The sequence below is a fragment of the Pseudomonas sp. MLB6B genome (assembly GCF_054508135.1).
In genome coordinates this window covers 2,911,537-2,935,037 of sequence record NZ_CP199313.1, presented here as the reverse complement: position 1 = coordinate 2,935,037, position 23,501 = coordinate 2,911,537, and the positions used below count along the sequence as shown (strand labels likewise).

Here is a 23,501-nt window from a genome sequence, read left to right as displayed (position 1 = left end):
CCCGTGCCTACAGGCTGCCAGGGAACTGCCGCCAGTCTACCCCTTCCTCACTGCACCGGCAGGAAGTTCATCAGCAGCAGGCTCTGCGCGTAGTTCAGGCCGATACGCCGGTAACGCTCGTCGAGCATCTGCGCCATCAGGTCGAGGCGTGCGACGATCTTGCCGAACTCCACGGCGAAACTGAGGTTGCTGCCGGCTTCGGAAATCTCGTTGGAAAACAGCAGCAGCACGCCTTGGGCGTCTTGCCGCTGACCGAGCATCCAGGTGGCCTTCTCGATGTTGCGCGCGGCGTTGTTGACGAACAGCGGATCGATGGTGTCGGTGACGAAGAATTCGGTGCGCCCGCCATGGGCGGTGATCAGCATGCTGCCGATGGCATAGATGAACGCGCCGACGCGGTCGCCACGGAACTCGGGGTCCAGCGCATAGCTCAGGGCCGCCAGGTCGCGACGCTGGCCCAGTTGCGCCAGGGGTTGACCCTGCTCGATGGCCTGGCGGATCTGTCGTTCGGCGGTGGCGGCGTCGAGGTAGCCGGACTGTTTCCACTGGTTGGGGTTGCGCTGGTAGAGCTTGTTCATCAGCAGGTAAAGGCTGTCGAGGTTGTCGCGCATCGACAGCGTGGCCATGCGGTCGACGCTGGTCTGGAACAGCTCGCTGGGTTTGCCGTCACTCAATTGATGGAGGATGTCGCGGCCTTGGTCGCGGGCACAGCCGCTCAGGCTGGCGAGCAGGCACAACAGCAGACAGGACGCTGACAGGTGTTTGCGAACGGGCATCGGGACCTAGTCGATATCGGGTGGCGGCACCGGGGGTCGGTGCGGCCTGGCCAGACATAGAACCCTAGAGAGGGGAAAAGTGCGGTGCCCATGCCTGGCGTACGGGCCAAGGCACCGTTATGCGCTCGATTGCCGGGCCGACGTGAAGCCTGGGTGTCGGCCGGTTCTGGAGGCTGTCGGGGGCTCAGGTCGGCAGGCGAGAGGCCGTCGTCACTTCGCGCCCTGCAACAGCGCCAGCACCTGCGCATGCAAGGCCGGATCGCCACAGGCCACCACACAGCCGCCGTTCTGTGCCGAGCCACCGTCCCAGGCGGTCATGATGCCACCCGCGCCTTCGATAATGGGCATCAACGCCTGAACGTCGTAAGGCTGCAGGCTCGCCTCCACGATCACGTCGACGAAGCCGCTGGCCAGCATGCAATAGGCGTAGCAGTCGCCGCCGTAGCGCAGCATGCGGACCTTGCCGGCCACCCGCTCGAACGCCGCTTTTTGCTGGGCCCCCTCGAACATGTCGGGAGTGGTGCACATCAGCGAGGCGGCGCCTAGGCTCGCGCAGGCCCGGGTGCGCAGACGACGTTCGCCGAGCCAGGCGCTGTCGCCGGTGCCGATGAAGCGCTCGCCGGTGAAGGGCTGGTTCATCACCCCCAGCACCGGGCGCTTGCCATCGTTCAAGGCGATCAACGTGCCCCACAGCGGCAGACCGGTGATGAAGGCACGCGTGCCGTCGATAGGGTCGAGCACCCAGGTCAGCGGGCTGCTGCCCTGGGCCACGCCGTGCTCTTCGCCAAGGATACCGTGGCTCGGATACTGCGCCTGGATCAGCGCGCGCATGGCCTCTTCGGCGGCCTTGTCGGCCACGGTGACCGGGTCGTACAGCCGCCCGCCTTTGTCCTCTACCGCCAGGCCCGCCCGGAAGTACGGCTGGATCGCGTCGGCGGCGGCATCGGCCAGCGTTTCGGCGAAGGCGCGGAATTCGCTCAACTGTTCGGCGTTCAGGGGCATGGCGATAGAGCCTCGCTGCGGGAAGGGGCAGGCATCATACCCCACGTCCCTGCCCCACGCAGCCGCGTGCGGGTCAGCGCATCTGGTGTTTGCGCAACAGGCGATAGAAAGTCGGACGCGACACGCCCAGCACCCGCGCGGCCAGGCTGAAGTTGTTGCTGTGGCGATCGAGCACATCGCGCAGCGCCTGACGCTCAGCGCGGTGTTTGTAGTCCTCCAGGGTGCCGAGCGGTTGCGCATCCTGTGCGCTGGCCTCTAGGCCCAAGTCCTGGGCTTCGATCTGCCGCCCCTCGGCCAACACCAACCCGCGTCGCACCCGGTGGCCCAGCTCGCGTACGTTGCCGGGCCAATCGTGCCGGGCCATCGCCGCCAAGGCGCTGTCGCTGAACGAGCGCGGGCGGCGTCCGGTTTCCAGGCCATAGAACCGCGCGAAATGGTCGGCCAACAGGGCCAGGTCGCCGTGCCGGGCACGCAGCGGCGCGATCTCGACGTGCAGGGCATTGAGCTGCCGATAGAGGTCGTCACGGAAACTCCCGCGTTCGACAGCCTGCACCAGATCGCTGTCGGTGGCCGTCAACAGCCGCACGTCCACGGCGAGCGATTCGAGGTGTTTTTCCTGAAGCACGCGTAACAGGTCGGCCTGCAGGCCCAGCGGTAACGCGCTAATGGCACCGAGAAACAGCGTGCCACCTTGTGCCGCTTCGATGCGCCCGATCTGACGCGGGTGCGCGTCGGCCGGGGCGCCCGGCACCTGCCCGAACAACTCGGCTTGCAGCAGGTGCTCGGGAATGGCCGCGCAGTTGACCGCCACGAACGGCCCACTGCGGCGTTGCGACTGACGATGCAAGGTCTTTGCCACCAGCGCCTTGCCGGTGCCGCTTTCGCCACGGATCAGCACGGGCGCGTCGGCGGACGCCAGCTTGCCCAGCAGCCTGCGCAGTTCGCGAATCGGCCGGCTGTCGCCGAGCAGTTGGTCATCGGGCAGTTCGAGCGAAGGCGCGCTTTTGCCGCGCAGACGCGCCATGCCGTAGGCACGGCCCAGCGTGACCAGCACGCGGGCCGCGTCGAACGGCAGGGTATGAAAGTCGAAGAACCATTCGCAGACGAAGTCGCCCACATTGTGCAGACGCAGTTCTTCAGTGCTGAGCACGGCGATCCACTCCGTATCGCTGCGCTTGATCAGTTCTTTGACTGCGACAGGATCGCGCAGGTGCGCGGCGCGCAGGCGCAACACGCCCACATCGCACGGTTGCTCGCGCGCTTGCTCCAGGGCCGACGTGCTGACATCCCATCCAGCGGCGAGCAAATCCGGCAGCAGCCGGTGGCAGTCATCGCACGGGTCGACGATGAGCAAGCGACGCAGTGACGCAGTGTCAAGCATGGCCATCCCTTGGCGTCGGTTTATGGTTTTCCAACGGAAACAATCGGTTGCGACGCCTGATTAAAAGTAGCAATTAATTGACGATGTCCTACGACCGTTGGTCTGTCAGATGCCCGGCCAATCATGGGTCGGGGAATTTTCCAAATTCGATCGCGTCACACGGGCGCGCAGTGAAAATGCCCGCGGCGGCTGCGGCGAAAAGTTTTTTGAAAAAGGTGTGACTCCGTGGCTGGCGGCGCGCATCACTACCAGTAACCCCGCCCAGTAGCAGCCGATTCGAACTACCGTGCGGACACCTATTCGCAGTACAGGAACCAAGAGAGAGCTACCCATGAACGCCCCGCTCCGTGTCAACGAAGCACTGCTGATCGCCGACCACGCTTTCGAGCCTTTCCAGTGTGTAGCCTGGGATGCGCCTAACGGTACCGGAGAGCTGAGCCTGGCGGTGATCGACCGGACCAACACGCGCATCGGCGGCAAGCAAGTGTCGTCGCGCACCTATTCCGACCTTGCGCAATGGGGCCGACTGATCGAAGAAGTGCGTGCCGAACTCAATAGCAAGGGCTACGACTTGCAGCCTTGGTCGATGCCCAAGTAAGAGGCGGTTCCGCTCATCCGTTTTCGAAATGCGCCGTCTCTTGCACATTGCTGCATGCGAGACGGTGCTTTGGCCTGATGTTCGCCCGGTTCATCCAGTTTCGAACTCATCGACTGTGTACTGCGCTTCATAACAGCGCGCGGCGCTCACTTGAGCGTTAGCTGTCTTCTGATCATCAGGCTTACCCCTCTGCTGACAAAGGTTTCGCCACGGACTGACGACCGCCCGTGACAGAATTTTTCCCCCGCCCGTCAGTCCATTAGACTTCAGCCAACGCCTCACACACCGCGCAGACCCGCCATGGACAAGTACGCCCCCCGCCAGTGGCAAGAGCACGAACGCCCGGTGCTGCCCGGCTCGCCTTCCACGCCTTTGCATGCGCCGAGCAAGCGCCTGGCCTATGGCCTGGTCGGGCTGCTGGTGGCCATCACCGGTGGGCTGGGCAACGCGCTGGTCACCGCCAACCTGTTGTTCCTGCAAGGCGCGCTGGGTGCGACCAGCGCCGAGATGGCCTGGTTGCCGGCCGCCTACGTGATGACCAACGTGTCGATGAACCTGCTGCTGGTGAAATTCCGTCAGGAATTCGGCTTGCGCGCTTTCACCGAGGTGTTTCTGGTGCTGTACGCGCTGGTGACCTTCGCCCACCTGTTCGTCAACGACCTCAATTCCGCCATCGCCGTACGCGCGGCCCACGGCATGGTCGGTGCGGCGCTGAGTTCGTTGGGGCTGTACTACATGATCCAGGCGTTCCCGGCCAAGTGGCGCCTGCGCGCCATGGTGCTGGGCCTGGGCGCCTCGCAGTTGGCCCTGCCGCTGGCGCGGGTGTTCTCCGAAGACTTGCTGCAGATCGCCGAATGGCGCGGTCTGTACCTGTTCGAGCTGGGTCTGGCGATTACCGCGCTGGGTTGTGTGCTGATGCTCAAACTGCCGCCCGGCGACCGTTTCAAGACCTTCGAGCCGCTGGATTTCCTCACCTTTTCGCTGATGGCCGGCGGCACTGCCCTGCTCTGCGCGGCGCTGTCGTTGGGGCGTATCGAGTGGTGGTTGGAGACGCCCTGGGTCGGCGCCGCCCTGGCCGCGTCCATCGCGCTGATCTGCGCGGGCTTGGCCATCGAGCACAACCGCCGCAATCCGTTACTGATGACCCGCTGGCTGGGCAGCGCGGCGGTCATTCGCCTGGGGCTATGCGTGATCCTGATCCGCATGGTCAGCTCGGAACAGTCCACCGGCGCGGTGGGCTTTCTGCAAGCGCTGAACATGGGCAGCGAGCAGATGCGCTCGCTGTACGCGATCATGCTGCTCGGCGCGGTGGCGGGGCTTGCGACCAGCGCCTTGACCATCAACCCGGCGCACCTGATCTGGCCGCTGTCCATCTCGGTGGCGGCCATGGCCGTCGGTTCGTTCATGGACAGCACCTCGAACAACCTCACGCGTCCGGCGCAGATGTATTTCAGCCAGTTCCTGCTCGCCTTCGGCGGCACCTTCTTCCTCGGCCCGTGCATGGTGCTGGGCATCAGCCACGTGCGCGCCAACCCACGCAATCTGGTGAGTTTCTCGGTGCTGTTCGGGATCTGCAACAACCTGGGCGGCCTGATCGGTGCGGCGCTGTTGGGCACTTTCCAGATCTGGCGGGAGAAGTTCCATTCCAGCCAGATCACCGAACGCCTGAGCGCCTTCGACCCGCTGGTGGCCGCGCGGGTGCAGAGCGGCGGCGCCAGCTATGCCGGGCAGTTCGCCGACCCGGCGCTGCGTACCGAAGTCGGCACGCGCTTGCTGGCCAACGCGGCCACCCGCGAGGCCAACGTGCTGGCCTATAACGATGTGTTCATGCTGATCGGCGGGGTCGCGATCCTGACCCTGCTGTGGATCAGCCTGCGCAGCCTGTGGGTCTGGTACTCGACCCGCCGCGCCCCTTCCTCCCCCTCCACTGCCGGTGCCACGAGCCAATGACCCAGCAAGAAACACCGTCGACCACCACCACCGCCCTGGCCGAGACCCCGGAAGGCAAAGCGCCGCCCAGCGAAGCGGCCAGCCCCTCGCGCGGTCGGCGGGTGCGCCTGTTGTCGGCCCTGGTCTTCGCCGGCATCGCTTTGGCCGGCGTGCTGCTGGTGCTGTATGCCTGGCGCCTGCCGCCGTTCAGCAGCCCCATCGAGAGCACCGAGAACGCCTTGGTCAAAGGCCAGGTCACGACCATCGGCCCGCAGCTGGCCGGTTACATCGTCGAAGTGCCGGTGCACGACTTCCAGTTCGTCAAGGCCGGCGACCTGCTGGTGCGCCTGGACGACCGCATCTACCGCCAGCGTCTGGCCCAGGCCATCGCCCAACAGCGGCAACAGGAGGCCGCGCTGGCCAACAACCTGCAACAGCGCCGTAGCGCCGAAGCCACCATCGCTCAGCGTCAGGCGGCCATCGCCGACGCCGCGGCCCAGGGCGACAAGGCCAAGGCCGACCTGCGCCGCAACCAGGCGCTGGTCAGCGACGGCTCGGTATCGCGCCGTGAGTTCGACGTCACCCGCGCCGCTGCGGCCGCCGCCCAGGCCAGCCTGGCCCAAGCCAAGGCGGCGCTGGCCATCGCCCGCGAAGACCTGCAATCGGTGATCGTCAACCGCGCCTCCTTGGAAGCCGCAGTGGAAAACGCCAAGGCCAGCGTGGAACTGGCGCGCATCGATCTGGACAACACCCGCGTAGTGGCCCCGCGCGACGGGCAGCTCGGGCAGATCGGCACGCGCCTGGGCGCCTATGTGAACTCGGGCGCCCAACTCATGGCACTGGTGCCCGACACCTTGTGGGTGATCGCCAACATGAAAGAGACGCAGATGGCCGATGTGCGCGTGGGCCAGGCGGCGAGCTTTACGGTCGATGCGCTCAACCACCGCAAGCTGTACGGCCACATCGAGCAGATCGCCCCGGCCACCGGCTCGGAGTTCGCCTTGCTGCAGGCCGACAACGCGACCGGCAACTTCGTCAAGATCGCCCAGCGCATTCCGGTGCGCATCAAGGTCGATCCCGACCAGGCGGACGCGCAGCGCTTGCGCCCAGGGATGTCGGTGGTGGTGAGCATCGACACTGCGCAGTAGGTGCGTACGGCAGATGGAGCGCTTGGACGGGAATGTTTCCAAGATGGGTTGTGGCGCCAAGGCATGTCTATAATGCGCGCCCTCCTTTTTCTGACCCCTTTTCGACCATGATCAAGCTGTTATCTGCGTTAAGCCTTACATTCGCCGTCGCTTTTCCCACTTTCGCAAGCCCTCCGGATACCTTCACCGAAGCCAAGGTAGTGGCCAAGCAGAAGGTCTACCTCGACCAGGCCAAAAGCGCCATGGGCGAGTTGTATTGCGGCTGCAAGTGGGAGTGGGTGGGCAAGTCAGGTGGGCGCATCGACGCCGCCTCCTGCGGCTACGCCACACGCAAGCAGGCCAACCGCGCCGAACGCACCGAATGGGAACACATCGTGCCGGCCTGGACCTTCGGCCACCAGCGCCAGTGCTGGCAAAACGGTGGGCGCAAGCAGTGCGTCGATAACGATCCGGTCTTCCGTGCCATGGAAGCCAACCTGTTCAACCTCTACCCCGCCGTCGGCGAGGTGAACGGCGACCGCAGCAACTTCAACTACGGCATGACCTCGGGCGTGGCGCCCCAGTACGGCCAGTGCAAGACCCGCATCGACTTCAAGGAGCGCACCGCCGAGCCCCGCGACGAGGTCAAGGGCCTGGTGGCACGCACCACGTTCTACATGTTCGATCGCTACAAGCTGAACATGTCCAACCAGCAACAGCGTCTGCTGATGGCCTGGGACAAACAGTTCCCGGTCAATGCCTGGGAGAAGGAGCGTGACCGCCGCATCGCCGCGATCATGGGCCACGGCAACCCCTTCGTCAGCGGCGCACGGCAGTGGACCCAGGGCTATCGGCCGGTAGGCGACGGCCTGGTGAGTGCGCTGCCCGCCGCCTCCGCCGCTGCCAGCAAGCCTCCGACCGCGCCCGTGGCCAAAGCCCAGGCCAGCCACGGCAGCATCGTCGGCAACAGCAACAGCCACCTCTACCACCTGCCCAGCGGCTGCCCGAGCTACGACAAAGTGGCGGCGAAAAACCGCGTCAGCTTCGAGTCCGAAGCCCAGGCCCAGGCGCAGGGTTACAAGAAGGCCGGCAACTGCCGCTAAGGTGCAAAGCGCGCTGCCGTGGTTCAAGGCATGCGCGCCGTAACCCGCCTTCCAAGGCAAGGCATTGCCAGCAGGCCACGGTCGCCGCCCGGTTCCAGGCGCGCACCGGTTTCACGGTGTGCGCCCTCCACGCACATCGTGCCATTAGGCGCAGGCAATCTGCGATCGACCGTGGTCCCACGCCTTTCTCTACGCTCAGCGCGCGGCATCACCTTCAACGCCAAGCGCCTGCCATGCCGCCAGCGGCAAAGGCGGCGTTTGGCTGAAGATCCGCCGCCACATCAGCGCCAGCATCTGCCGGTCGACCAGACCGCCGGCATGGCTACCGCGCCAGCGCGACGGCTGCACCGCCTGCCACTGCCCTTGGGCATCGCGCCGGGCCATGACGAAACGGAAGTTGTAATCGCTCGGCGTACCCATGCGCAGGTCGCTGACCACCAGCGCGTCGCCGATCACGTCGTAGCGCAGCCAGTCGTCGGTGAACCAGCGCAGGCGCTCGTACAGCGCCACACCGGCCAGCGGCTGCGCCGCCTCCAGGTGCAGCGGCTGACGCTGCATCTCGGGCGGCGCATGGTCGAACAGGCTGCTGACGCCTTCGTAGTACTGTCCGTCGGGGGTGGTCGCCAGCACGCGCCAGATGAAGGTGTTGAACGCCATCGGCACGGCGCGCACGCGCTCGTGGGCGATGCCTTGCGCGTCCAGCGCGGCGGCGAAGCGCTGCTCGGTGAGCAGGCGTGCGCCGACCCCGAAGCCCAGGTACAGCGCGCCGAACACCAACGCCGCGGCGAGCAGGCGACGCGCCCGCTCACCGAGCCCGACCACGGCGGCGTACAGCACCGTCAGCAGCAACGGCACGCTGTACACCGGGTCGACGATGAACACCCCTGCCCAGCTCTGCGGCGTCACCTGTAGCGGCCAGAGCAGTTGCGTGCCGTACACGGTGAAGGCATCGAGCAGCGGATGGGTGACCAGCACCAGCCAGAACGTCAGCAACAGCCGAGGCCAGCGGTAGCCGTGGTCCGGCCAGCGCCAGCGGGCCAACGCCATCACCACTGCGGTGAGTACGACGGCAAGGCCGGTCAGCATGAACAGCGAATGGGAAAAGCCCCGGTGGAAGGTCATCTGCGAGACCGGATCGGCGTAATGCACGAACACGTCCAGATCCGGCACCGTGGCCAGTGCCGCGCCATAGGCCAACGCGCGGCGGCCCTGGATGCGGCCCAGGAGCGAGCCTTGCAATGCAGCGCCCAACAGGGCTTGGGTGATCGAATCCATGGAGCGGCAGTTCCTCGAGAGACCGGCGGGCACGCTACTGGGATCGGGCGCGAGGGGCAAAATTCCACACGATCGACGGCTCTGCGCAAATGGCAGGTCGTGCGCTGGGGTTGAACTCCGGCGCTCGTGGCGGCCTCTCAACCACGACACCCTAGGCTGGCTGCATGCTCGCGCCCCCGCGCAAGCCGAGGTTCGCCGCCGCGTCGTCTGCCCAGGAGCCCCGCCCCATGCACGATGAAAATCTGATCCAAGCCAGCGGTGGTACGCCGTGGCAGCAGTGGCAACATTGCGCGCACCTGGCCCGCGCGGTCTGGACCGACCCGCAGCAGCTGTGCCCACCAGGCCGTCGACTGGTGCTGGTCGCGCCGCATCCGGACGACGAAATCCTCATGGCCGGGGGCCTCCTGGCTGGCTTCCACGGCCGCGAAGACGATCTGGTGCTGATCTCGGCCACCGATGGCGAAGGCAGCCATCCCGACTCCAGCCAGTGGAGCGAGCGCCGGCTGCGCCATCAGCGTCCGCTGGAGAGCCGCCATGCCCTGCAAGCGCTGAACCTGGACCTCAACCGCCTCGACTGGCGCCGCTTGAACCTCAAGGACGGCGGTGTGCAACGCGACGAGGCGTACCTGGTCAACCACCTCAGCCAACTGCTCAAGCCCGGCGACGTGCTGATGGTGACCTGGCGCGGCGATGGCCACACCGATCACGAAGCGGTAGGTCGCGCCGGCGCACAAGCGGCGCAAGCGCGCGGCGCGCAACTGGTCGAAGTGCCGGTCTGGGCCTGGCACTGGGCCGGCCCGGACGACCCGCGCCTGCCTTGGGAGCGCGCGCGGCGCCTGCAAATCGACGAGGCCCGCTTGGCGCGCAAACGCCAGGCGATTCATGCCCATGTCAGCCAACTTAACAGCGACGAAGGCCGCCCTCCGGTTGTGCCTTCCACGTTGCTCGACTGCCTGCTGCAGCCGTTCGAGCTGGTTTTCGTGTAGCGGAATGCAGTGGATACGGTGTTGGGTGCGACCGGTTAGGCGTAGCCAGGCCTTTCGGACGACCGCGCTCATGCTGGAGCGGCTTTAGCCGCGATGGCAGCAGCCCCGATGGCTCCGATCGATTTCAGTCAGGTGCCTAACAGCGCCTGAACCAGGGCGGCCAGTCGGCGGTAGGTGAGAGACAGATGGCGCCTATCACCGTAGGCCAGCATCAGCGGATGCCTGCCTTTACTGGTCCTGTGCAGCATCCGGCTCGGCCAACCCCTTCACATCGATGAAACGAAAATCCGGCTTGGCGCCCAGACGCGCGTTGTAACGGGCGTTGAAGGTGAAGGGGTCATGGGTCGCCTCGTCCAGGGGCTGTCCGTACTGTGCGATGACCGCCTGCCGCTCGTAGCCCATCAGCAACAGCAAGGTCGGAAAGATGTTGTAGTGGCTCGAGCCATTGCGGTTCTGCGCCAGGTGCGCCTGCCAGTCGAGCGTGCTCAAACCCTGACCTTGCAATACCAGCAGCGGCACCAGGCCCTCCTCAGCCTGTGGATCGCTGCCGCAATGGGTATTGAGCCCAGGATTGCCGCGCTGATGCAGGTCCTGTCCGTGGTCGGAGGTGTAGATCAGCACCGCATCGCTCAGATCGGCTTGGCTCAGGAGGCGTCGGAAGAACTCCCCGACGTTCCACAGCAAGGTATTGCGATAGGCGTTGCGGTAACGCTGCCAATCCTGCGCGCCGCCCGCGAAACCGGCCCGCTCGCCCGTGTCGGCGACGTCCAGGAAGCGCCCGCGCGGGAGCGCTGGGGTGTAGCGCATGAAGGCGTCGGGGTATTTGTCGTGTACGGGAAAATGCGCGCCGATCTTGTTCAGCACGATCAGTTGCGGTGTGGGGCTGTGCAGCAGTTGCACCAGTTGCGCCACGGCTGCCATGTCGCGCTGCTGCACCGGCGTGTCGTCGAATTGCACGAACTGGTCGATGTCGCGCTGTTCGTCGCGGGTCATCAGGTTCTGCAGGGCGCCGCCGGTACGCTGCCCGTCGAGGTAGACCGTGCGTAGCCCTGCGGCCTTGGCGTATTGCCAGATCGACGGTTGCGTGGCGTTGATGCGCAAGTAATCGGCGCGGGTGCCGCCATAGCGCAAGGTGACGTTGGTGTCGGCACTGCAATTGGCCGCCGAGGCGGCGTAGCCGAAGTTGAACAGCTCGGCGCCCGACAGGCGCCCGCCCAGGTGGCTGTCGACCCCGCCCGGCGTGTTGATGTCCAGATAGTTGCCGGCGATGCTTTCGTCGATCACCAGCACGATATGCCGCGCCGCCACCGCGCCAGGCCGGGCGAGGCCCACGGGCTGACGTGGCCCTACGCTGTCGTTGAGGCTTTCGTAGCCGAACAGGGCCAGGTACGCCAGCGGCGTGTACATCACTGGCAAGCCCCGCGCGCCCTCCCCGGCGCGCACGAACAACACGCCGATCAGCAACAGCAGCGCCAGCGCTGGCGCCGCCACTGGCAACCCACGCGGTAGGCGCGGCGTGGCAGGCGGGCGCAGGCCGACACCGAGCAGCAGCAACGAGGCCTTGGCCGCGGCCAGGCCGATGGCCGCACCGTACTGCTGCAGCGCCTCGTCGACGAAGCCGCCGGCATACGCCATCGACACGAACGCGCTGTAGGTCAGATAGCCCTGGGTGATGTGCGTATAGGCATCGAACATCGCCGCGCTCAGGGCGAACGCCAAGGCCAGGCCCCAACGCACCAGCACAGGACGGGTCCAGGCACCGAGCACCAACGCACCCGCCAGCACGCCGAACAGGACGAGAAACATCGCCAGCGGCAAGCCCAGGCCGAGCGCTTCGAGCCGCTCGCGGTAATAACCGTGAAACGACGCCAAATATGCCGCGACCAGCAGCAGTTTGAGCCAGGCACGCATGATCCGGGGCACTCCAATCAGGGGATTCGCTTGAACCCTAGCACCCCTTACGCAAACCACAAGGCGGTGAACGTCAAATTTACGTCGATCCCAAGATGCCGTTTTCTGACGAAAAATGGATCTCCCTTCATCAGAATCTATGAACAGTAAACGAACTTTATCAATGACTTACACCGTTCATCAGAATATTAAAAAATTTGTGACATTGAATTGTCGCGCTAAGTAACGGATATAAAAGGGTTTGATGGCCAAGTGCCGCGTCATTAGGGGCTGTAAATTCAACGATACATGCCATTGCTTTGACGCATTTTCCCCACGCTGCGCTATACCCCTTTCACACCGTTTCACTACCCTCACTCACTCCTTGAGGCGCGCCGGTATGGATGTAAGCGTTTTCGGTACTGGCTATGTGGGCCTGATCCAGGCCGTCGCGTTGGCCGACGTAGGCCACCGCGTGTTGTGCGTGGATGTCGACGCGCACAAGATCGAACAGCTGCGCCACGGCGTACCGCCGATCAGCGAGCCAGGCTTGTCGGATTTGCTGGACGACAACCTGCGCGCCGGGCGCCTGTCGTTCAGCACCCAGGCCAGCGACGCGGTGGCCCATGCCGAGCTGCTGTTCATCGCCGTCGGCACCCCGCCCGACGAAGACGGCTCGGCCGACCTCAGCCACGTGCTCGACGTGACTCGGCAAATCACGGCCCTGATGCAGGCCGACCGCACGCTGATCATCAAGTCTACGGTGCCGGTGGGCACCGCCGACCAGGTACGCGCGCTGGCACTGGAAGAGTTGCAGCGCCTGGGCAAGGAGGCGCTGCGCGTCAGCGTGGTCTCCAACCCCGAATTCCTCAAGGAAGGCAGCGCGTTGGCCGACTGCATGCGCCCGGACCGTATCGTGGTGGGCAGCGACGACCCGCAGGTCGGCGAACGGCTCGGCGAGCTGTACGCGCCGTTCAGCCGCAGCCGCGAAAAGCTCATGTTCATGGACAACCGCAGCGCCGAGCTGACCAAGTACGCCGCCAACGCCATGCTCGCCACCCGCATCAGCTTCATGAACGAGCTGGCCAACCTCAGCGAATGCCTGGGCGCCGACATCGAAGCGGTGCGCCGCGGCATCGGCGCCGACCCGCGCATCGGCTACCACTTCATCTACCCCGGCTGCGGTTTCGGCGGCTCGTGCTTCCCCAAGGACATCCGTGCGCTGCTGCACAGCGCGCATGCCAACGGCATGCCTCTGCACCTGTTGCAAAGCGTCAGCGACGTCAACGACCAACAGCGCCGCCTGCTCTTCGCCAAACTCACCCAGCAGCTCGGCCGACCGCTCGAGGGGGCCTCGATCGCCGTGTGGGGCCTGGCCTTCAAGCCCAACACCGACGACATGCGCGAAGCGCCCAGCCGCTACCTGATCGAAGCCTTATGGGCCGAAGGCGCCAGCGTGCGCGCCTACGACCCCCAGGCCATGGACGAGTGCCGACGGCTGTACGGTTATCGCCAGGACCTGCACCTGTGCGCGACCCGCGACGACACCCTGCAGGACGCCGATGCGCTGGTGATCTGCACCGAATGGAAGCACTTCCGCGTAGTCGACTTCGCCCTGCTCGCCAGCAAACTGCGGGCGCGCCTGATCGTCGATGGGCGCAACCTCTACGACCCGGCGCAGTTGGCCGGCCACGGCCTGCGCTACAGCGGCATCGGTCTGCGCCAGGTGCCGGCCCAGGCGAGCGCGTCATGAAGGTGCTGGTGACCGGCGTGGCCGGCTTCATCGGCGCCCATACCTGCCTGCGGCTGTTGACCGACGGGTACGACGTACACGGCATCGACAACTTCAACGACTACTACGACCCGGCCCTCAAGCATGCCCGCGTGCAATGGGTGCGCCGCGAAGCCAGCAGCAATGTGATCAACGGCAAGTCCATCGGCCGGCTGACCCTCGACAGCCTCGACCTCGCCGACCGCGACGGCATGGCCAGCCTGTTCGCCAGCCAGCGCCCGGACGTGGTGATCCACCTGGCGGCCCAGGCCGGTGTGCGTTACTCGCTGCAAAATCCGCACGCCTACCTCGACAGCAACCTGGCCGGCTTCCTCAATGTCCTCGAAGGCTGCCGACGGGTGCCGGTCAAGCACTTGCTGTACGCCTCGTCCAGCTCGGTCTACGGCGCCAACCAGCGCACCCCGTACCGCGTGCAGGACGGCGTCGACCACCCGCTGTCGCTGTACGCTGCCACCAAGAAGGCCAACGAGGCCATGGCCCACAGCTACAGCCACCTGTACGGGGTGCCCTGCAGCGGCCTGCGCTTTTTCACCGTGTACGGCCCCTGGGGCCGCCCGGACATGTCGCCGATGCTGTTCGCCCGCGCCATCAGCGAAAGCCGGTCGATCCAGCTGTTCAATCAAGGCCGTCACGAGCGCGACTTCACCTACATCGACGACATCGTCGAAAGCCTGGTGCGGCTGATGCCCAAGCCCCCGCAAGCCAATCCCGGCTGGAACGCCCATGCGGCCGACCCCGCCAGCAGCCACGCGCCGTGGCGGCTGTACAACATTGGCGGGCAGCGCCCGGTGCAACTGCTCGATTACGTGACGTTGCTGGAAAAGCACTTGCAATGCTCCGCGCACATCGAGCTGCTGCCGCTGCAGCCGGGCGATGTGCTGAGCACCTGCGCCGATGCCAGCGACCTGGCCCAGGTCACCGGCTTCATCCCGCAAATTTCCCTGGACGAAGGGCTCGAACGCTTCGTCGCCTGGTTCAGGAGCCATTACTCGCACAGCCCGTCGCCGCACAGCCGTGCGCGCGGGAAGGCGGATCGACGGAGAGTGTCATGAGCGACCTATCGAGCGACATCGCCGCGGCGCCCCTGGGGCAAGACAAGCGCCTGGACCCCGAACACCGCCAGCGCATCGACGCGGCGATCCACAAGCAGGGCCGCGGCTGGCTGCGTGGGCGTCCGGGCGGGCGGCCCTGGACCCTGTCGCGTACCAATCGGGTGTGGTCGTGCCTGGCCGCTGCGCTGCTGCTGGCCGTACTGGCGCCGCTGTTGCTGGTGCTGGCCGTGCTGGTCAAGCGCTCCAGCCCGGGCCCGGTGTTTTTCGTGCAACGCCGCACCGGCTACCGCGGGCGCAGCTTCGGCATGTTCAAGTTCCGCACCATGGTCGCCGACGCCGAAGCCCTGAAGGAGTCGCTGCGCCACCTCAACAAGCACGGTGCCCACTCCATCGACTTCAAGCTCGACCGCGATCCCCGCGTCACCTCGGTGGGCGGCTGGCTGCGGCGCAGCAGCCTGGACGAGCTGCCCAACCTGATCAATGTGGTGCTGGGCGACATGCGCCTGGTCGGCCCACGGCCCACGTCGTTCGGCGCCCAGCGCTACCACGCCAGCCACCTCGCGCGGCTGTCGGTCTACCCCGGCATGACCGGCCTCTGGCAGATCTCCGGGCGCAGCGACATCGACTTCGACCAGCGCGTCGCGCTCGACCTGCACTACATCAACCAACAGAGCCTGATGCTGGACCTGAAGATCCTGCTCAAGACTCCCTTCATCGTCTTCACCGGCCACGGAGCACATTGAGATGGACGGTTCCACATCGCGCAGCCTGAGCATCGCCACCCCCAGCGAAACCAACCTGGCCGCCACGGTGCTCGACCTCGGTCAGCGCACCCTGCTGCTGACCGCCGCCAACGCCGGCAGCGGCACCAGCACCAGCGCCCTGGCCCTGGCCAGCCAACTGGCGTTGATGAGCGCAGGCGAGGTGCTGCTGGTCGACAGCAGTCCGAACGGCAACAACCTCAGCCAGCAGTTGGGCGCAGGCAAACTGCGCGGCTTCAGCGACCTGCTGTTCGACGCCGATGCTCCGCCGCTCGTGCAGGAAAGCCTGCTGCACCTGCCCGACCAGCCGTTCGACCTGCTGCCGGCGGGCACCTACCGCCGCGGCCGCCAACGGCTGGACCCCGAACGGCTGCGCGCGCTGCTGGCCCAGCTCGGCCAGCGCTACCGGTTCGTGGTGATCGACGGCCAGGCGGTGTACGCCAGTGCCGACAGCCTGGTGCTCGGCAGCCTGGTCGATGGCGTGATCCTGGTGGTCACCGCCGAGCAGACCCGTTTGGAGGTGGCCCACGCCACCGTGCAGCGCCTGGTCCAGGCCGGCGCGACGGTCATCGGCAGCGTGTTCAACAAGCGCAAGTACTACATGCCCAAATGGCTGTACGACCACCTCTAGGCCCGCACCCAGGAGTTCGCCATGAATTACCCAACGCTTGTCCTGTGCCTGCTGACCCTCGCCGGGTGCGCCAGCCAGCACACCCGGCAGATGCCGGTGCAGATCCTCACCGCCGCCCCGGCCAACGCCCAGGAAAGCGAATTGCCGCGCCGCGAGCAGGTGCTGCGCCCGCAGGACGTGCTCGACGTGATCTTCCACGTCAGCACCACCGGCGCCGGCGCCTACCGCATCCAGCCCGGCGACAACGTCAGCCTGAGCTACCTCTCGGCCGCCTCGCTCAACGGCAACCAGCTGGTGCTGCCAGACGGCAGCATCGAGCTGCCGCGCGCCAACACTTCGGTCAACATCGCCGGGCAGACGGCCGACGAAGCCCGCCGCACCATCCAGCAGGCCTACCGCAACAAGAGCCTGTTCCAGCCCAACCGCGACCAGCTGTCGGTGCAGGTGCTCAGTGCCAACAGCAGCGAGCAGGACCTCAAGAGCGCCCTCAACCACCCGGCCACGGGCCTGAGCCGCGAAATCACCGTCGGCACCGACGGCCAGGCGAGCTTTCCGGAAATCGGCGCGGTGGCGCTCCAGGGCATGACCGTCTCGCAGTTGCAGGCCTACCTCAACAGGCGCTACGCCGACCTGCCGGGGCGCATGAGCGTCGATGTGATGCTCAAGTCCACCGCCGCCAACGAGATCTTCGTGCTCGGCGAGGTGGCGCAACCGGGCGCCTACCCGATCCGCCGGCCGATCTCGGTGCTCGAAGCCCTGACCCTGGCCCGCGGTCCCAACCTCAAGGCCCGGCTCGACTCGGTGATGATCCTGCGCCGCACCGGCAACCAGGTGCAGGCCATGCCCTACGACATCGACAAGGCCCTGGACGCCAGCGCCGCGCAGGTGGCCTACCTGCAACCCGACGACATGCTCTACGTGCCCAAGACCAAGCTCGCCAGCGCCGGTGACCTGGCCCGGCAACTGGCCGACGTGGTGCTGTTCCAGGGCGTGGGGTTCAGCTTCGGCTACCGCGTCGACAACAAAAACGAAGACTGATCAACCAGGGGCATGGACATGAACCGCAAAGAAAACTATGTGCATGAATGCCTGCGGGCGCTGTTCGCCAACCGGCGCACGGTCAAGCGGGTGTTCCTGGTCTTCGCCGTGGTGGCGCTGTTGTTGCCGCTGGTGCTCAAGCAGACCTTCGAGATCAATGCCGAAGTCATCGTGCAGTCGAAAAAGCTCTCGCAAAGCGATGGCAACAGCGCGCTGCTGCAAGAGAGCGACAAGTTCGTGCCACCGACCCTGTCGGACATGGAGACCGAGAGCACCATCCTGCGCTCGCCAGCGCTGATCCGCGAAACCATCGCCCAGTTGCGCGCCGAGGGTCGCTACGACGTGCCGCCGACCTTGCTGCAACGTTTCGTGCTGACGCCGCTGCGCACCGGCGTGGTCAACCCGTTGCGCGAGCACCTGGTCAATCCGTTGCGGACCTGGATGGGCCTGGAGGTCGACCCGGTGCGCGACACCGAGCTGGACAACCTCACCGAGGACGCCATCAAGTACCTCACGGTCGAGACCCTGCCCGGCTCCAACGTGGTCTCGGTGAGCTACGCCACCCCCGATCCGCAACTGGGCACCCTGCTGGTCCAGCGCCTGCTCGACAACTACCTGCGCAACCGCCAGGACCTGCAATCGAACGAGCTGCCGGAAACCTTCTACGAGCAGAAGAAACTGCACTACCAGACGCGCATCAGCGACCTGGAGCAGAGGCGGCTAGCGATGCTGCAGGGCATCGGTTCGTCCGACCCCCGCGAAGAGATCACCTTCCGCTTGAATGCCATCAACACCGAGGAGCAGGCGCTCAACCAGTACCGCGACCGTCTGTTGCAAGGCAGCCAGTGGCTGGCCTACCTCAAGACCAGCCTGGCCGCCGCACGCAACGCCAACGTGCGCGACTACGCCTTCCCCTTCACCTTCACCACCACTAACGACAACGAAAACGTGGCCTTCGAAGACCGCGAGGTGCGCCAGTTGGGCCAGCAGCTGAGCAACCAGTTGCTGGCTTACAACAACGACCTGTCGGTGTTCCAGCCCGGCAGCGAGCAGATGCTGGTGCAGCGCGAGCAGATCGCCAAGTCGCGCCAGCAGTTCCTCAAGGTGGTGGCCAACCGCATCCAGGAGCGGGAAAAGGACCTGGCCGTGGTGCAGGGGGTGATCGAACAGAAGACCCAGCGCATCGCCGACTACAAAGCGCGGGTGCATCAGTTGCAGCAGACCCAGAGCCAGTCGCGCCAGCTAGATACCGAGATCGATGCGCTGCACAAGGCCTTCTTCACCTACACCCAGCGCTTCGAGGAAGCCCGCGGCGAACGCCAGCTCAGTGCCGAGCAGTCCAACGCGCGCATCCTCAGCGCGCCGTACGAACCGACCGAGCCGGCCTTCCCACGCCCGGGCCTGATCATTCCGTTCGGCCTGCTGACCGGGCTGCTGCTGGCCGTCGCGCTGGTGTACCTGCGCGAGTTCTTCGACCGCCGCTTCAAGCACCCGGCGCAGATCACCCAACAGCTCGACCTGCCGGTACTGCTGGTGCTCAACGACCACGCCCCAGTGCTGAGCAATCCGCATCGGCGCTGGTCGTTGCCGCGCCTGGCCCATTGGGTGCGCAATTGAACGGCGCCGAGGCTCCCGCACGCCCGGTGCTGCACCTGCTGGGCAGCGGTGGTTTCTATGGCGCCGAGCGCATGCTGCTGGACCACTGCCTGAACACGCCGGGGCGACACCAGGTGCTGTTCCTCGGGGCGCCGGAACCGCTGCTCGCGCGCTTCCGCGCTGCCGGCGTGGCCTGCGCCAACCGTCCGCGGCTGCTTGCGGCATTAACATTCGTCGGCCAGCTTCGCGGGCAGCGGCCGCTGCTCAACAGCCACAATTTCCGCGGCCTGCTGACGGCGTGGCTGGCGGCGACGCTGTGGCGCTTGGCGCTGGTCAGCACCCAGCACGGGTTCACCCCGAGCAGCCGCAAACAGCGGCTCTACACCTGGCTGTCCATGCGGCTGTGCCGTACGGCTGCGGTCGGCCAGGTGGTCTGCGTGGCGGGCAGCATCGCCCGCCTGCTGCAAGCGGCCGGCGTGGCGGCGGGCAAGTTGGCGGTCATTCCCAACGGGCTGCCCGAAGCCACAGTTAGCGCTGTGCGGGCGCGCAGCGGCGCGGGCTGGCAGGTGGGCTACGTCGGCCGCCTGAGCCTGGAGAAAGGCCCCGATCTGTTTCTCGATGGCATGATCCCGCTGTGCCAGCGCCAGCCCAAATTGTGCGCGGTGATGATCGGCGACGGCCCGCAACGGACGGCCTTGCAGACACGCATCGACGCATCAGGCTTGGGCGCACGCATCCGCCTGGTCGGCTTTCAGGCCGACATGGCGCCGTGGATGGACCGTCTGGATGCGTTGGTGATCAGCTCACGAACCGAAGGCACGCCGATGATCCTGCTCGAAGCGATGCAGCAACGGGTGCCGGTGGTGGCCTTCGCCGTGGGCGGCATACCCGATGTCATCGAGCATGGCGTGAGTGGCCTGTTGGCCCCGCCGCTGGCGGTGGCGCAACTGGGCGAGCACCTCGAGGCCCTGCTGCTGGACCCGGCCCAGGCCGCCGAACTGAGTGCCCGCGCCTGGCAACGCCAGCGCCAGCACCACCACTTGCCGAGTCTGGCCCAGCATTGGGCGCGGGTGTACCGGCACGCATCCCTGGAGGTCTGCCCATGATCCTGCCGCTGTCGCTGATCGGCCTGCTGACGCTGCTCAGCTTGGGCCTGCTGGCCAGCCCCTGGCCGTACCTGGCGCCGGGCACGGTGCTGGGCCTGGCGGGCCTCTTGGCGCTATACCGCAAACCGGCCTGGGGCCTGCTGGCGATCGTTGCCCTGGTGCCGTTCGAAGGCCTGTTCAAGGACAGCGAACTGACCGGCGCCAAGCTGATCGGCGCGTCCCTGGCGCTGGTGCTGGTGGTACAGCTGCTGCTCGGCCAGCTGCCGGCCGAACGCCTGCGCAGCAACCAGTGGCGCCTGCTGCTGCCGTTTCTCGGCTTCTACCTGTTGAGCCTGCTGCTAAGCGACAACCTCGGCCTGTCGCTGGGCCACCTGCGCACCATGGCGGTGGGCTTCGTCTTGTTCGCCATCACCCTGCTGGTCGGCCGCGACCTCAACCTGGGCATGCTGTGCAAGGTGGTCAGCCTCAGCGTGGCGGTCACCTGCGCGATGGCGGTGCTCTCGGCCAGGTTCCAGGAACAGGGCCGCGCCCGTGGCCTGCTGGACGACGCCAACGTGTTCGCCCTGCTGATCGCCGTGGCCGTGCCGCTGGCGCTGTGGGCGCTGCTGCACAGCCGCGGCCGGCTGCAAAGGCTGCTGTGGCTGGGCTGCCTGGGGCTGCTGCTGGCCGGCATGACCAAGACCGACTCGCGCTCGGGGCTGGTGGTGGTGCTGACCAGCCTGGCGATCGCCCTGGTGCACTACCGCGCCTGGCTGACGCGCATCCGCCCGCGCCACCTGGGCTTCGTCGTGCTGGGGCTGGCCCTGCTGCTGCCCACGGCGGCGGCGTTGCTGCCGGCGAGCTACGTGCAGCGCATCGAGTCGCTGGTGCTGCTCGGCGCAGGCGCCAGCGGCAACCGCGACGAGTCCCTAGGCCGGCGCGCCTCGTACATCGTGGTCGGTGGCGAGATGATCCGCAGCGACCCGCTGCTCGGCGCCGGGCCCGGCACCTTTCCACTGCACTACGCCACCACGGGCTTCGCCAACGGCTTTGCGCCCAACGCCAAGGCGAGCAACCTCTATCGCCAGGCGCACAACACTTACCTGGAGCTGTTCAGTGAAACCGGCATCCCGGCCGGGCTTCTGTTCTGCGCCATGATCGTCCTGGCCTGGCGCAACCTGTGGCGAGCCCGCCGCCTGTGGCTGGAGGCCGGGCAACGGCCACGCGCCGACCTGCTGACCCACCTGAGCATGAGCATGCTCGCCCTCGGGCTGTTCCTGCTGTTTCTCAGCGCGCCGAACCACAAATACCTGTGGATCATGCTGGCGCTGTCCAGCGTGCTGCGCAGCGAGGCCGAACACGCCTGCGAGGAGCGCAGCGCATGAACCGGATCAGCATCGTCATCCCCATGTTCGACGAGGCCCGGCACATCGCCCGCACTCTGGTAGCCGCGCGCGAGGCGGCCACCCAGGCGGGGCTGGTCTGCGAGCTGATCGTGGTCGACAACGGCTCGCGCGACGACGGCCCGGCCCTGGCCCGCGCCTTGGGCGCCCGGGTGCTGGCGCTGCCGGGGTTGAGCATCGGTGCGCTGCGCAACCGCGGCGCGGCCATCGGCCAGGGCCAGTGGCTGGCGTTCCTCGACGCCGACGTGGAAGTGCCCGCGCACTGGCTGGTGCGGCTGTTGGAGCTGCACAAAGAGCAGCGCGGCGACGTCTTCGCCCTGGCCTGCGACACGCCGTCGACGGCCCCCTGGTATGCCCAGGCCTGGCAGCGCCGCACCTGGCGCAGCGGCACGCTGCACGTGCGCTGGTTGACCACGCAGAACCTGCTGATGCAGCGCCGCTGGTTCGATCAGGTCGGCGGCTTCGACGAGCGCTTGAGCACCGGCGAAGACAAGGATTTCACCTGGCGCCTGACCCAGGCCGGCGCGCGCTTGACCAGCGTGCGTGCGCCGGCCGTGCTGCACTGGGGCTTCGAAGGTCGCTGGGGCGAATGGCTGGGCAAGGAGCTATGGCGCCAGGGCGGGCATTTGCAGTTGCTGCGCCAGCACGCGCCGAGCCTGCGGCTGTGGCGTTTTCCGCTGCTGGCGCTGGCTGCCGGTGCCTGCGACCTCGCGGCGCTGCTGGCGCTGCTGGGCGGCCACCCAGCGCCGACCTTGGCGCTGCTGGCCGTCGGCGCGCTACCGGCTGCGGCGCTCGGCATCCGCCAGAGCCTGCGCCAGCGCGACCCGCTGTTCACCCTGCAACTGTGCGGCCTGCACTGGCTGCGCCTGCGCGTGGCCGCTGGCGCCGTACTGCTGAGCCTGTGCAACCGCTACCCGAGGAGGCCCGCCCGTGGCTGAAGCGATCTTCTGGACCTGCCTGGCCTTGCCTGCCTTCGCCTGGCTGGGCTACCCCCTGTTGCTGGTGCTGGTCGGGCCGTTCTGCAGACGCCAGCCGTCACTGTCGCCTGTGCCCTTGCACGTCAGCGTGGTGATCGCCGCACACAACGAGGCGCGGCACATCAAGGCCAAATTGCGCAACCTGCTGGCGCAACGCGTGGAGCTCGCCAGCCTGCAAGTGGTGGTGGCCAGCGACGGCTCCAGCGACGGTACGGTGGCCTTGGCCAGCAGCCTCGACGACCCGCGCATTCTGGTGCTCGACCTGCCTCGGCAAGGCAAGAACGACACGCTCAACACGGCGGTGGCGCACTGCTGCGGGGAGGTGCTGGTATTCACCGATGCCGACGTGCAGTGGCTCGACGGTACGTTCGCTGCACTCCTGGCGCCCTTCGCCGACCCGCAGGTGGGCGCCACGGGCGGCAACATGGTCATCCCGCTGGGCGGCAAGGGCCTGAGCCATGGCGAAGCGTTGTATCGCCGCCAGGAGGCCTGGCTGCGCCGTCTCGAACAGCGCGCCGGCTGTTGCGTGTCGGCCGACGGCGCCTTGCAGGCACTGCGCCGCGCGCTGTACCAACCGATCCCCGCACGGGTCAACGACGACTTCTTCATCAGCACCTGCGCGCCGGTGGCAGGCATGCAGGTGGCCTATGTGGACCAAGCGCGCGCCGTCGACTACGGCACCGAGGACGCCGGGCGCCAATTCAGCCGCCGACAGCGCGTCACCGTCGGCGGGCTGATCAGCCTCAAGGCCCGCCGCCGCCTGCTCGACCCTTTCCGCCATGGCCTGTACGCCATCGCCCTGATCAGCCACAAGCTGATCCGGCGCTTGGCGCCAGTGCTGTTGCTGCCCTTGCTGTTGAGCAACCTGCTGCTGCTCGAGGCTGGCGGCTTCTACCGTCTGGCGCTGCTCGCCCAGGTGCTGGCCTACGCCATCGCCCTGGCTGGATTGCTCGACCGCCGCCAGCGCCTGCCCAAGCCTTTCCGCCTGGCCGCCTTCGTGCTGGTCACGGCGGCGGGCATGAGCCTGGGGCTGTGGCACTTCCTGCGTGGACGCAGCTACGCCCAATGGGCGCCCGACCAGACCCGCTGAGGACTCGCC

20 protein-coding genes are annotated in these 23,501 nt (G+C 66.7%); 15 read left to right on the top strand and 5 right to left on the bottom strand.

All coding sequences use genetic code 11. From position 1 onward, the window contains the following. Positions 1-47: 47 nt before the first annotated feature. From ACSMEV_RS13140 to ACSMEV_RS13130, 3 genes are all read right to left on the bottom strand, one after another. Entirely contained in the window at positions 48-776 is a 729-nt protein-coding gene (locus ACSMEV_RS13140; protein ID WP_459205532.1) for a hypothetical protein, read from the bottom strand. A 210-nt stretch (positions 777-986) separates the two neighbouring features. After that, complete coding sequence (gene hisN, locus ACSMEV_RS13135; RefSeq protein WP_459205531.1) at positions 987-1,778, bottom strand: histidinol-phosphatase; 792 nt, start codon at positions 1,776-1,778, stop codon at positions 987-989. Positions 1,779-1,851: 73 nt separating this feature from the next. Next, complete coding sequence (locus ACSMEV_RS13130) at positions 1,852-3,159, bottom strand: sigma-54-dependent transcriptional regulator (protein ID WP_459205530.1); 1,308 nt, start codon at positions 3,157-3,159, stop codon at positions 1,852-1,854. A 331-nt stretch (positions 3,160-3,490) separates the two neighbouring features. Here ACSMEV_RS13130 and ACSMEV_RS13125 point away from each other — a divergent pair, with 331 nt between their 5' ends. From ACSMEV_RS13125 to ACSMEV_RS13110, 4 genes are all read left to right on the top strand, one after another. Next, positions 3,491-3,757: a hypothetical protein gene (locus tag ACSMEV_RS13125; RefSeq protein WP_459205529.1), complete on the top strand. Its 267-nt coding sequence runs from the start codon at positions 3,491-3,493 to the stop codon at positions 3,755-3,757. 300 nt (positions 3,758-4,057) lie between these two features. Beyond that, positions 4,058-5,707 (top strand): MFS transporter, encoded by a 1,650-nt coding sequence (locus ACSMEV_RS13120; RefSeq protein WP_459205528.1) that lies wholly within the window; start codon positions 4,058-4,060, stop codon positions 5,705-5,707. Beyond that, the gene (locus ACSMEV_RS13115; protein ID WP_459205527.1) at positions 5,704-6,834 is read left to right on the top strand and encodes an HlyD family secretion protein; all 1,131 of its coding nucleotides are present in this window, start codon (positions 5,704-5,706) and stop codon (positions 6,832-6,834) included. The genes ACSMEV_RS13120 and ACSMEV_RS13115 overlap by 4 nt, the downstream gene beginning before the upstream one ends. 107 nt (positions 6,835-6,941) lie before the next feature. Continuing rightward, positions 6,942-7,916 (top strand): endonuclease, encoded by a 975-nt coding sequence (locus ACSMEV_RS13110; RefSeq protein WP_459205526.1) that lies wholly within the window; start codon positions 6,942-6,944, stop codon positions 7,914-7,916. A gap of 195 nt (positions 7,917-8,111) precedes the next feature. On the opposite strand, the gene ACSMEV_RS13105 is transcribed toward ACSMEV_RS13110, so the two are convergent. Then, the gene (locus ACSMEV_RS13105) at positions 8,112-9,191 is read right to left on the bottom strand and encodes a metal-dependent hydrolase (protein ID WP_459205525.1); all 1,080 of its coding nucleotides are present in this window, start codon (positions 9,189-9,191) and stop codon (positions 8,112-8,114) included. A gap of 227 nt (positions 9,192-9,418) precedes the next feature. On the opposite strand from ACSMEV_RS13105, the gene ACSMEV_RS13100 reads away from it, so the two are divergent. Beyond that, the gene (locus tag ACSMEV_RS13100) at positions 9,419-10,177 is read left to right on the top strand and encodes a PIG-L deacetylase family protein (protein WP_459205524.1); all 759 of its coding nucleotides are present in this window, start codon (positions 9,419-9,421) and stop codon (positions 10,175-10,177) included. Positions 10,178-10,405: 228 nt separating this feature from the next. Here ACSMEV_RS13100 and ACSMEV_RS13095 read toward each other — a convergent pair whose 3' ends face one another. Further along, complete coding sequence (locus tag ACSMEV_RS13095; RefSeq protein ID WP_459205523.1) at positions 10,406-12,088, bottom strand: sulfatase-like hydrolase/transferase; 1,683 nt, start codon at positions 12,086-12,088, stop codon at positions 10,406-10,408. 379 nt (positions 12,089-12,467) lie between these two features. Between ACSMEV_RS13095 and ACSMEV_RS13090 the strand changes: the two genes are divergently transcribed. From ACSMEV_RS13090 to ACSMEV_RS13045, 10 genes are read left to right on the top strand one after another with little or no spacing between them, the layout of a single operon-like run. Then, on the top strand, positions 12,468-13,820 hold the full coding sequence (locus ACSMEV_RS13090) for a UDP-glucose dehydrogenase family protein (RefSeq protein WP_459205522.1): 1,353 nt from the start codon (positions 12,468-12,470) through the stop codon (positions 13,818-13,820). Beyond that, a complete protein-coding gene (locus ACSMEV_RS13085; protein WP_459205521.1) occupies positions 13,817-14,911 on the top strand; it encodes an NAD-dependent epimerase in 1,095 nt (364 codons plus the stop codon). The genes ACSMEV_RS13090 and ACSMEV_RS13085 overlap by 4 nt, the downstream gene beginning before the upstream one ends. Further along, a complete protein-coding gene (locus ACSMEV_RS13080; RefSeq protein ID WP_459205520.1) occupies positions 14,908-15,654 on the top strand; it encodes a sugar transferase in 747 nt (248 codons plus the stop codon). Before ACSMEV_RS13085 ends, ACSMEV_RS13080 begins: the two co-directional genes overlap by 4 nt. Position 15,655: 1 nt before the next feature. After that, positions 15,656-16,303 (top strand): CpsD/CapB family tyrosine-protein kinase, encoded by a 648-nt coding sequence (locus ACSMEV_RS13075; protein ID WP_459205519.1) that lies wholly within the window; start codon positions 15,656-15,658, stop codon positions 16,301-16,303. Positions 16,304-16,324: 21 nt separating this feature from the next. Next, positions 16,325-17,341, top strand: coding sequence for a polysaccharide biosynthesis/export family protein (locus ACSMEV_RS13070; protein ID WP_459205518.1), 1,017 nt, complete (start codon positions 16,325-16,327; stop codon positions 17,339-17,341). A gap of 18 nt (positions 17,342-17,359) precedes the next feature. Next, a complete protein-coding gene (locus ACSMEV_RS13065) occupies positions 17,360-18,958 on the top strand; it encodes a GumC family protein (protein ID WP_459205517.1) in 1,599 nt (532 codons plus the stop codon). Next, positions 18,955-20,043 (top strand): glycosyltransferase family 4 protein, encoded by a 1,089-nt coding sequence (locus ACSMEV_RS13060; RefSeq protein WP_459205516.1) that lies wholly within the window; start codon positions 18,955-18,957, stop codon positions 20,041-20,043. Before ACSMEV_RS13065 ends, ACSMEV_RS13060 begins: the two co-directional genes overlap by 4 nt. Beyond that, positions 20,040-21,407, top strand: a complete 1,368-nt coding sequence (locus ACSMEV_RS13055; protein ID WP_459205515.1) for an O-antigen ligase family protein — start codon at positions 20,040-20,042, stop codon at positions 21,405-21,407. Before ACSMEV_RS13060 ends, ACSMEV_RS13055 begins: the two co-directional genes overlap by 4 nt. Beyond that, the gene (locus tag ACSMEV_RS13050; protein WP_459205514.1) at positions 21,404-22,363 is read left to right on the top strand and encodes a glycosyltransferase family 2 protein; all 960 of its coding nucleotides are present in this window, start codon (positions 21,404-21,406) and stop codon (positions 22,361-22,363) included. The genes ACSMEV_RS13055 and ACSMEV_RS13050 overlap by 4 nt, the downstream gene beginning before the upstream one ends. Beyond that, positions 22,356-23,492: a glycosyltransferase gene (locus ACSMEV_RS13045; protein ID WP_459205513.1), complete on the top strand. Its 1,137-nt coding sequence runs from the start codon at positions 22,356-22,358 to the stop codon at positions 23,490-23,492. Before ACSMEV_RS13050 ends, ACSMEV_RS13045 begins: the two co-directional genes overlap by 8 nt. Positions 23,493-23,501: the final 9 nt, after the last annotated feature.

Coding starts and splice junctions, on each gene's coding strand:
- ACSMEV_RS13075 (WP_459205519.1), top strand. CDS start 15,656: ATGGACGGTTCCACATCGCGCAGCCTGAGCATCGCCACCCCCAGCGAA.
- ACSMEV_RS13095 (WP_459205523.1), bottom strand. CDS start 12,088: ATGCGTGCCTGGCTCAAACTGCTGCTGGTCGCGGCATATTTGGCGTCG.
- ACSMEV_RS13080 (WP_459205520.1), top strand. CDS start 14,908: ATGAGCGACCTATCGAGCGACATCGCCGCGGCGCCCCTGGGGCAAGAC.
- hisN (WP_459205531.1), bottom strand. CDS start 1,778: ATGCCCCTGAACGCCGAACAGTTGAGCGAATTCCGCGCCTTCGCCGAA.
- ACSMEV_RS13050 (WP_459205514.1), top strand. CDS start 21,404: ATGAACCGGATCAGCATCGTCATCCCCATGTTCGACGAGGCCCGGCAC.
- ACSMEV_RS13070 (WP_459205518.1), top strand. CDS start 16,325: ATGAATTACCCAACGCTTGTCCTGTGCCTGCTGACCCTCGCCGGGTGC.
- ACSMEV_RS13090 (WP_459205522.1), top strand. CDS start 12,468: ATGGATGTAAGCGTTTTCGGTACTGGCTATGTGGGCCTGATCCAGGCC.
- ACSMEV_RS13130 (WP_459205530.1), bottom strand. CDS start 3,159: ATGCTTGACACTGCGTCACTGCGTCGCTTGCTCATCGTCGACCCGTGC.
- ACSMEV_RS13105 (WP_459205525.1), bottom strand. CDS start 9,191: ATGGATTCGATCACCCAAGCCCTGTTGGGCGCTGCATTGCAAGGCTCG.
- ACSMEV_RS13100 (WP_459205524.1), top strand. CDS start 9,419: ATGCACGATGAAAATCTGATCCAAGCCAGCGGTGGTACGCCGTGGCAG.
- ACSMEV_RS13065 (WP_459205517.1), top strand. CDS start 17,360: ATGAACCGCAAAGAAAACTATGTGCATGAATGCCTGCGGGCGCTGTTC.
- ACSMEV_RS13085 (WP_459205521.1), top strand. CDS start 13,817: ATGAAGGTGCTGGTGACCGGCGTGGCCGGCTTCATCGGCGCCCATACC.
- ACSMEV_RS13120 (WP_459205528.1), top strand. CDS start 4,058: ATGGACAAGTACGCCCCCCGCCAGTGGCAAGAGCACGAACGCCCGGTG.
- ACSMEV_RS13115 (WP_459205527.1), top strand. CDS start 5,704: ATGACCCAGCAAGAAACACCGTCGACCACCACCACCGCCCTGGCCGAG.
- ACSMEV_RS13110 (WP_459205526.1), top strand. CDS start 6,942: ATGATCAAGCTGTTATCTGCGTTAAGCCTTACATTCGCCGTCGCTTTT.
- ACSMEV_RS13140 (WP_459205532.1), bottom strand. CDS start 776: ATGCCCGTTCGCAAACACCTGTCAGCGTCCTGTCTGCTGTTGTGCCTG.
- ACSMEV_RS13125 (WP_459205529.1), top strand. CDS start 3,491: ATGAACGCCCCGCTCCGTGTCAACGAAGCACTGCTGATCGCCGACCAC.
- ACSMEV_RS13055 (WP_459205515.1), top strand. CDS start 20,040: ATGATCCTGCCGCTGTCGCTGATCGGCCTGCTGACGCTGCTCAGCTTG.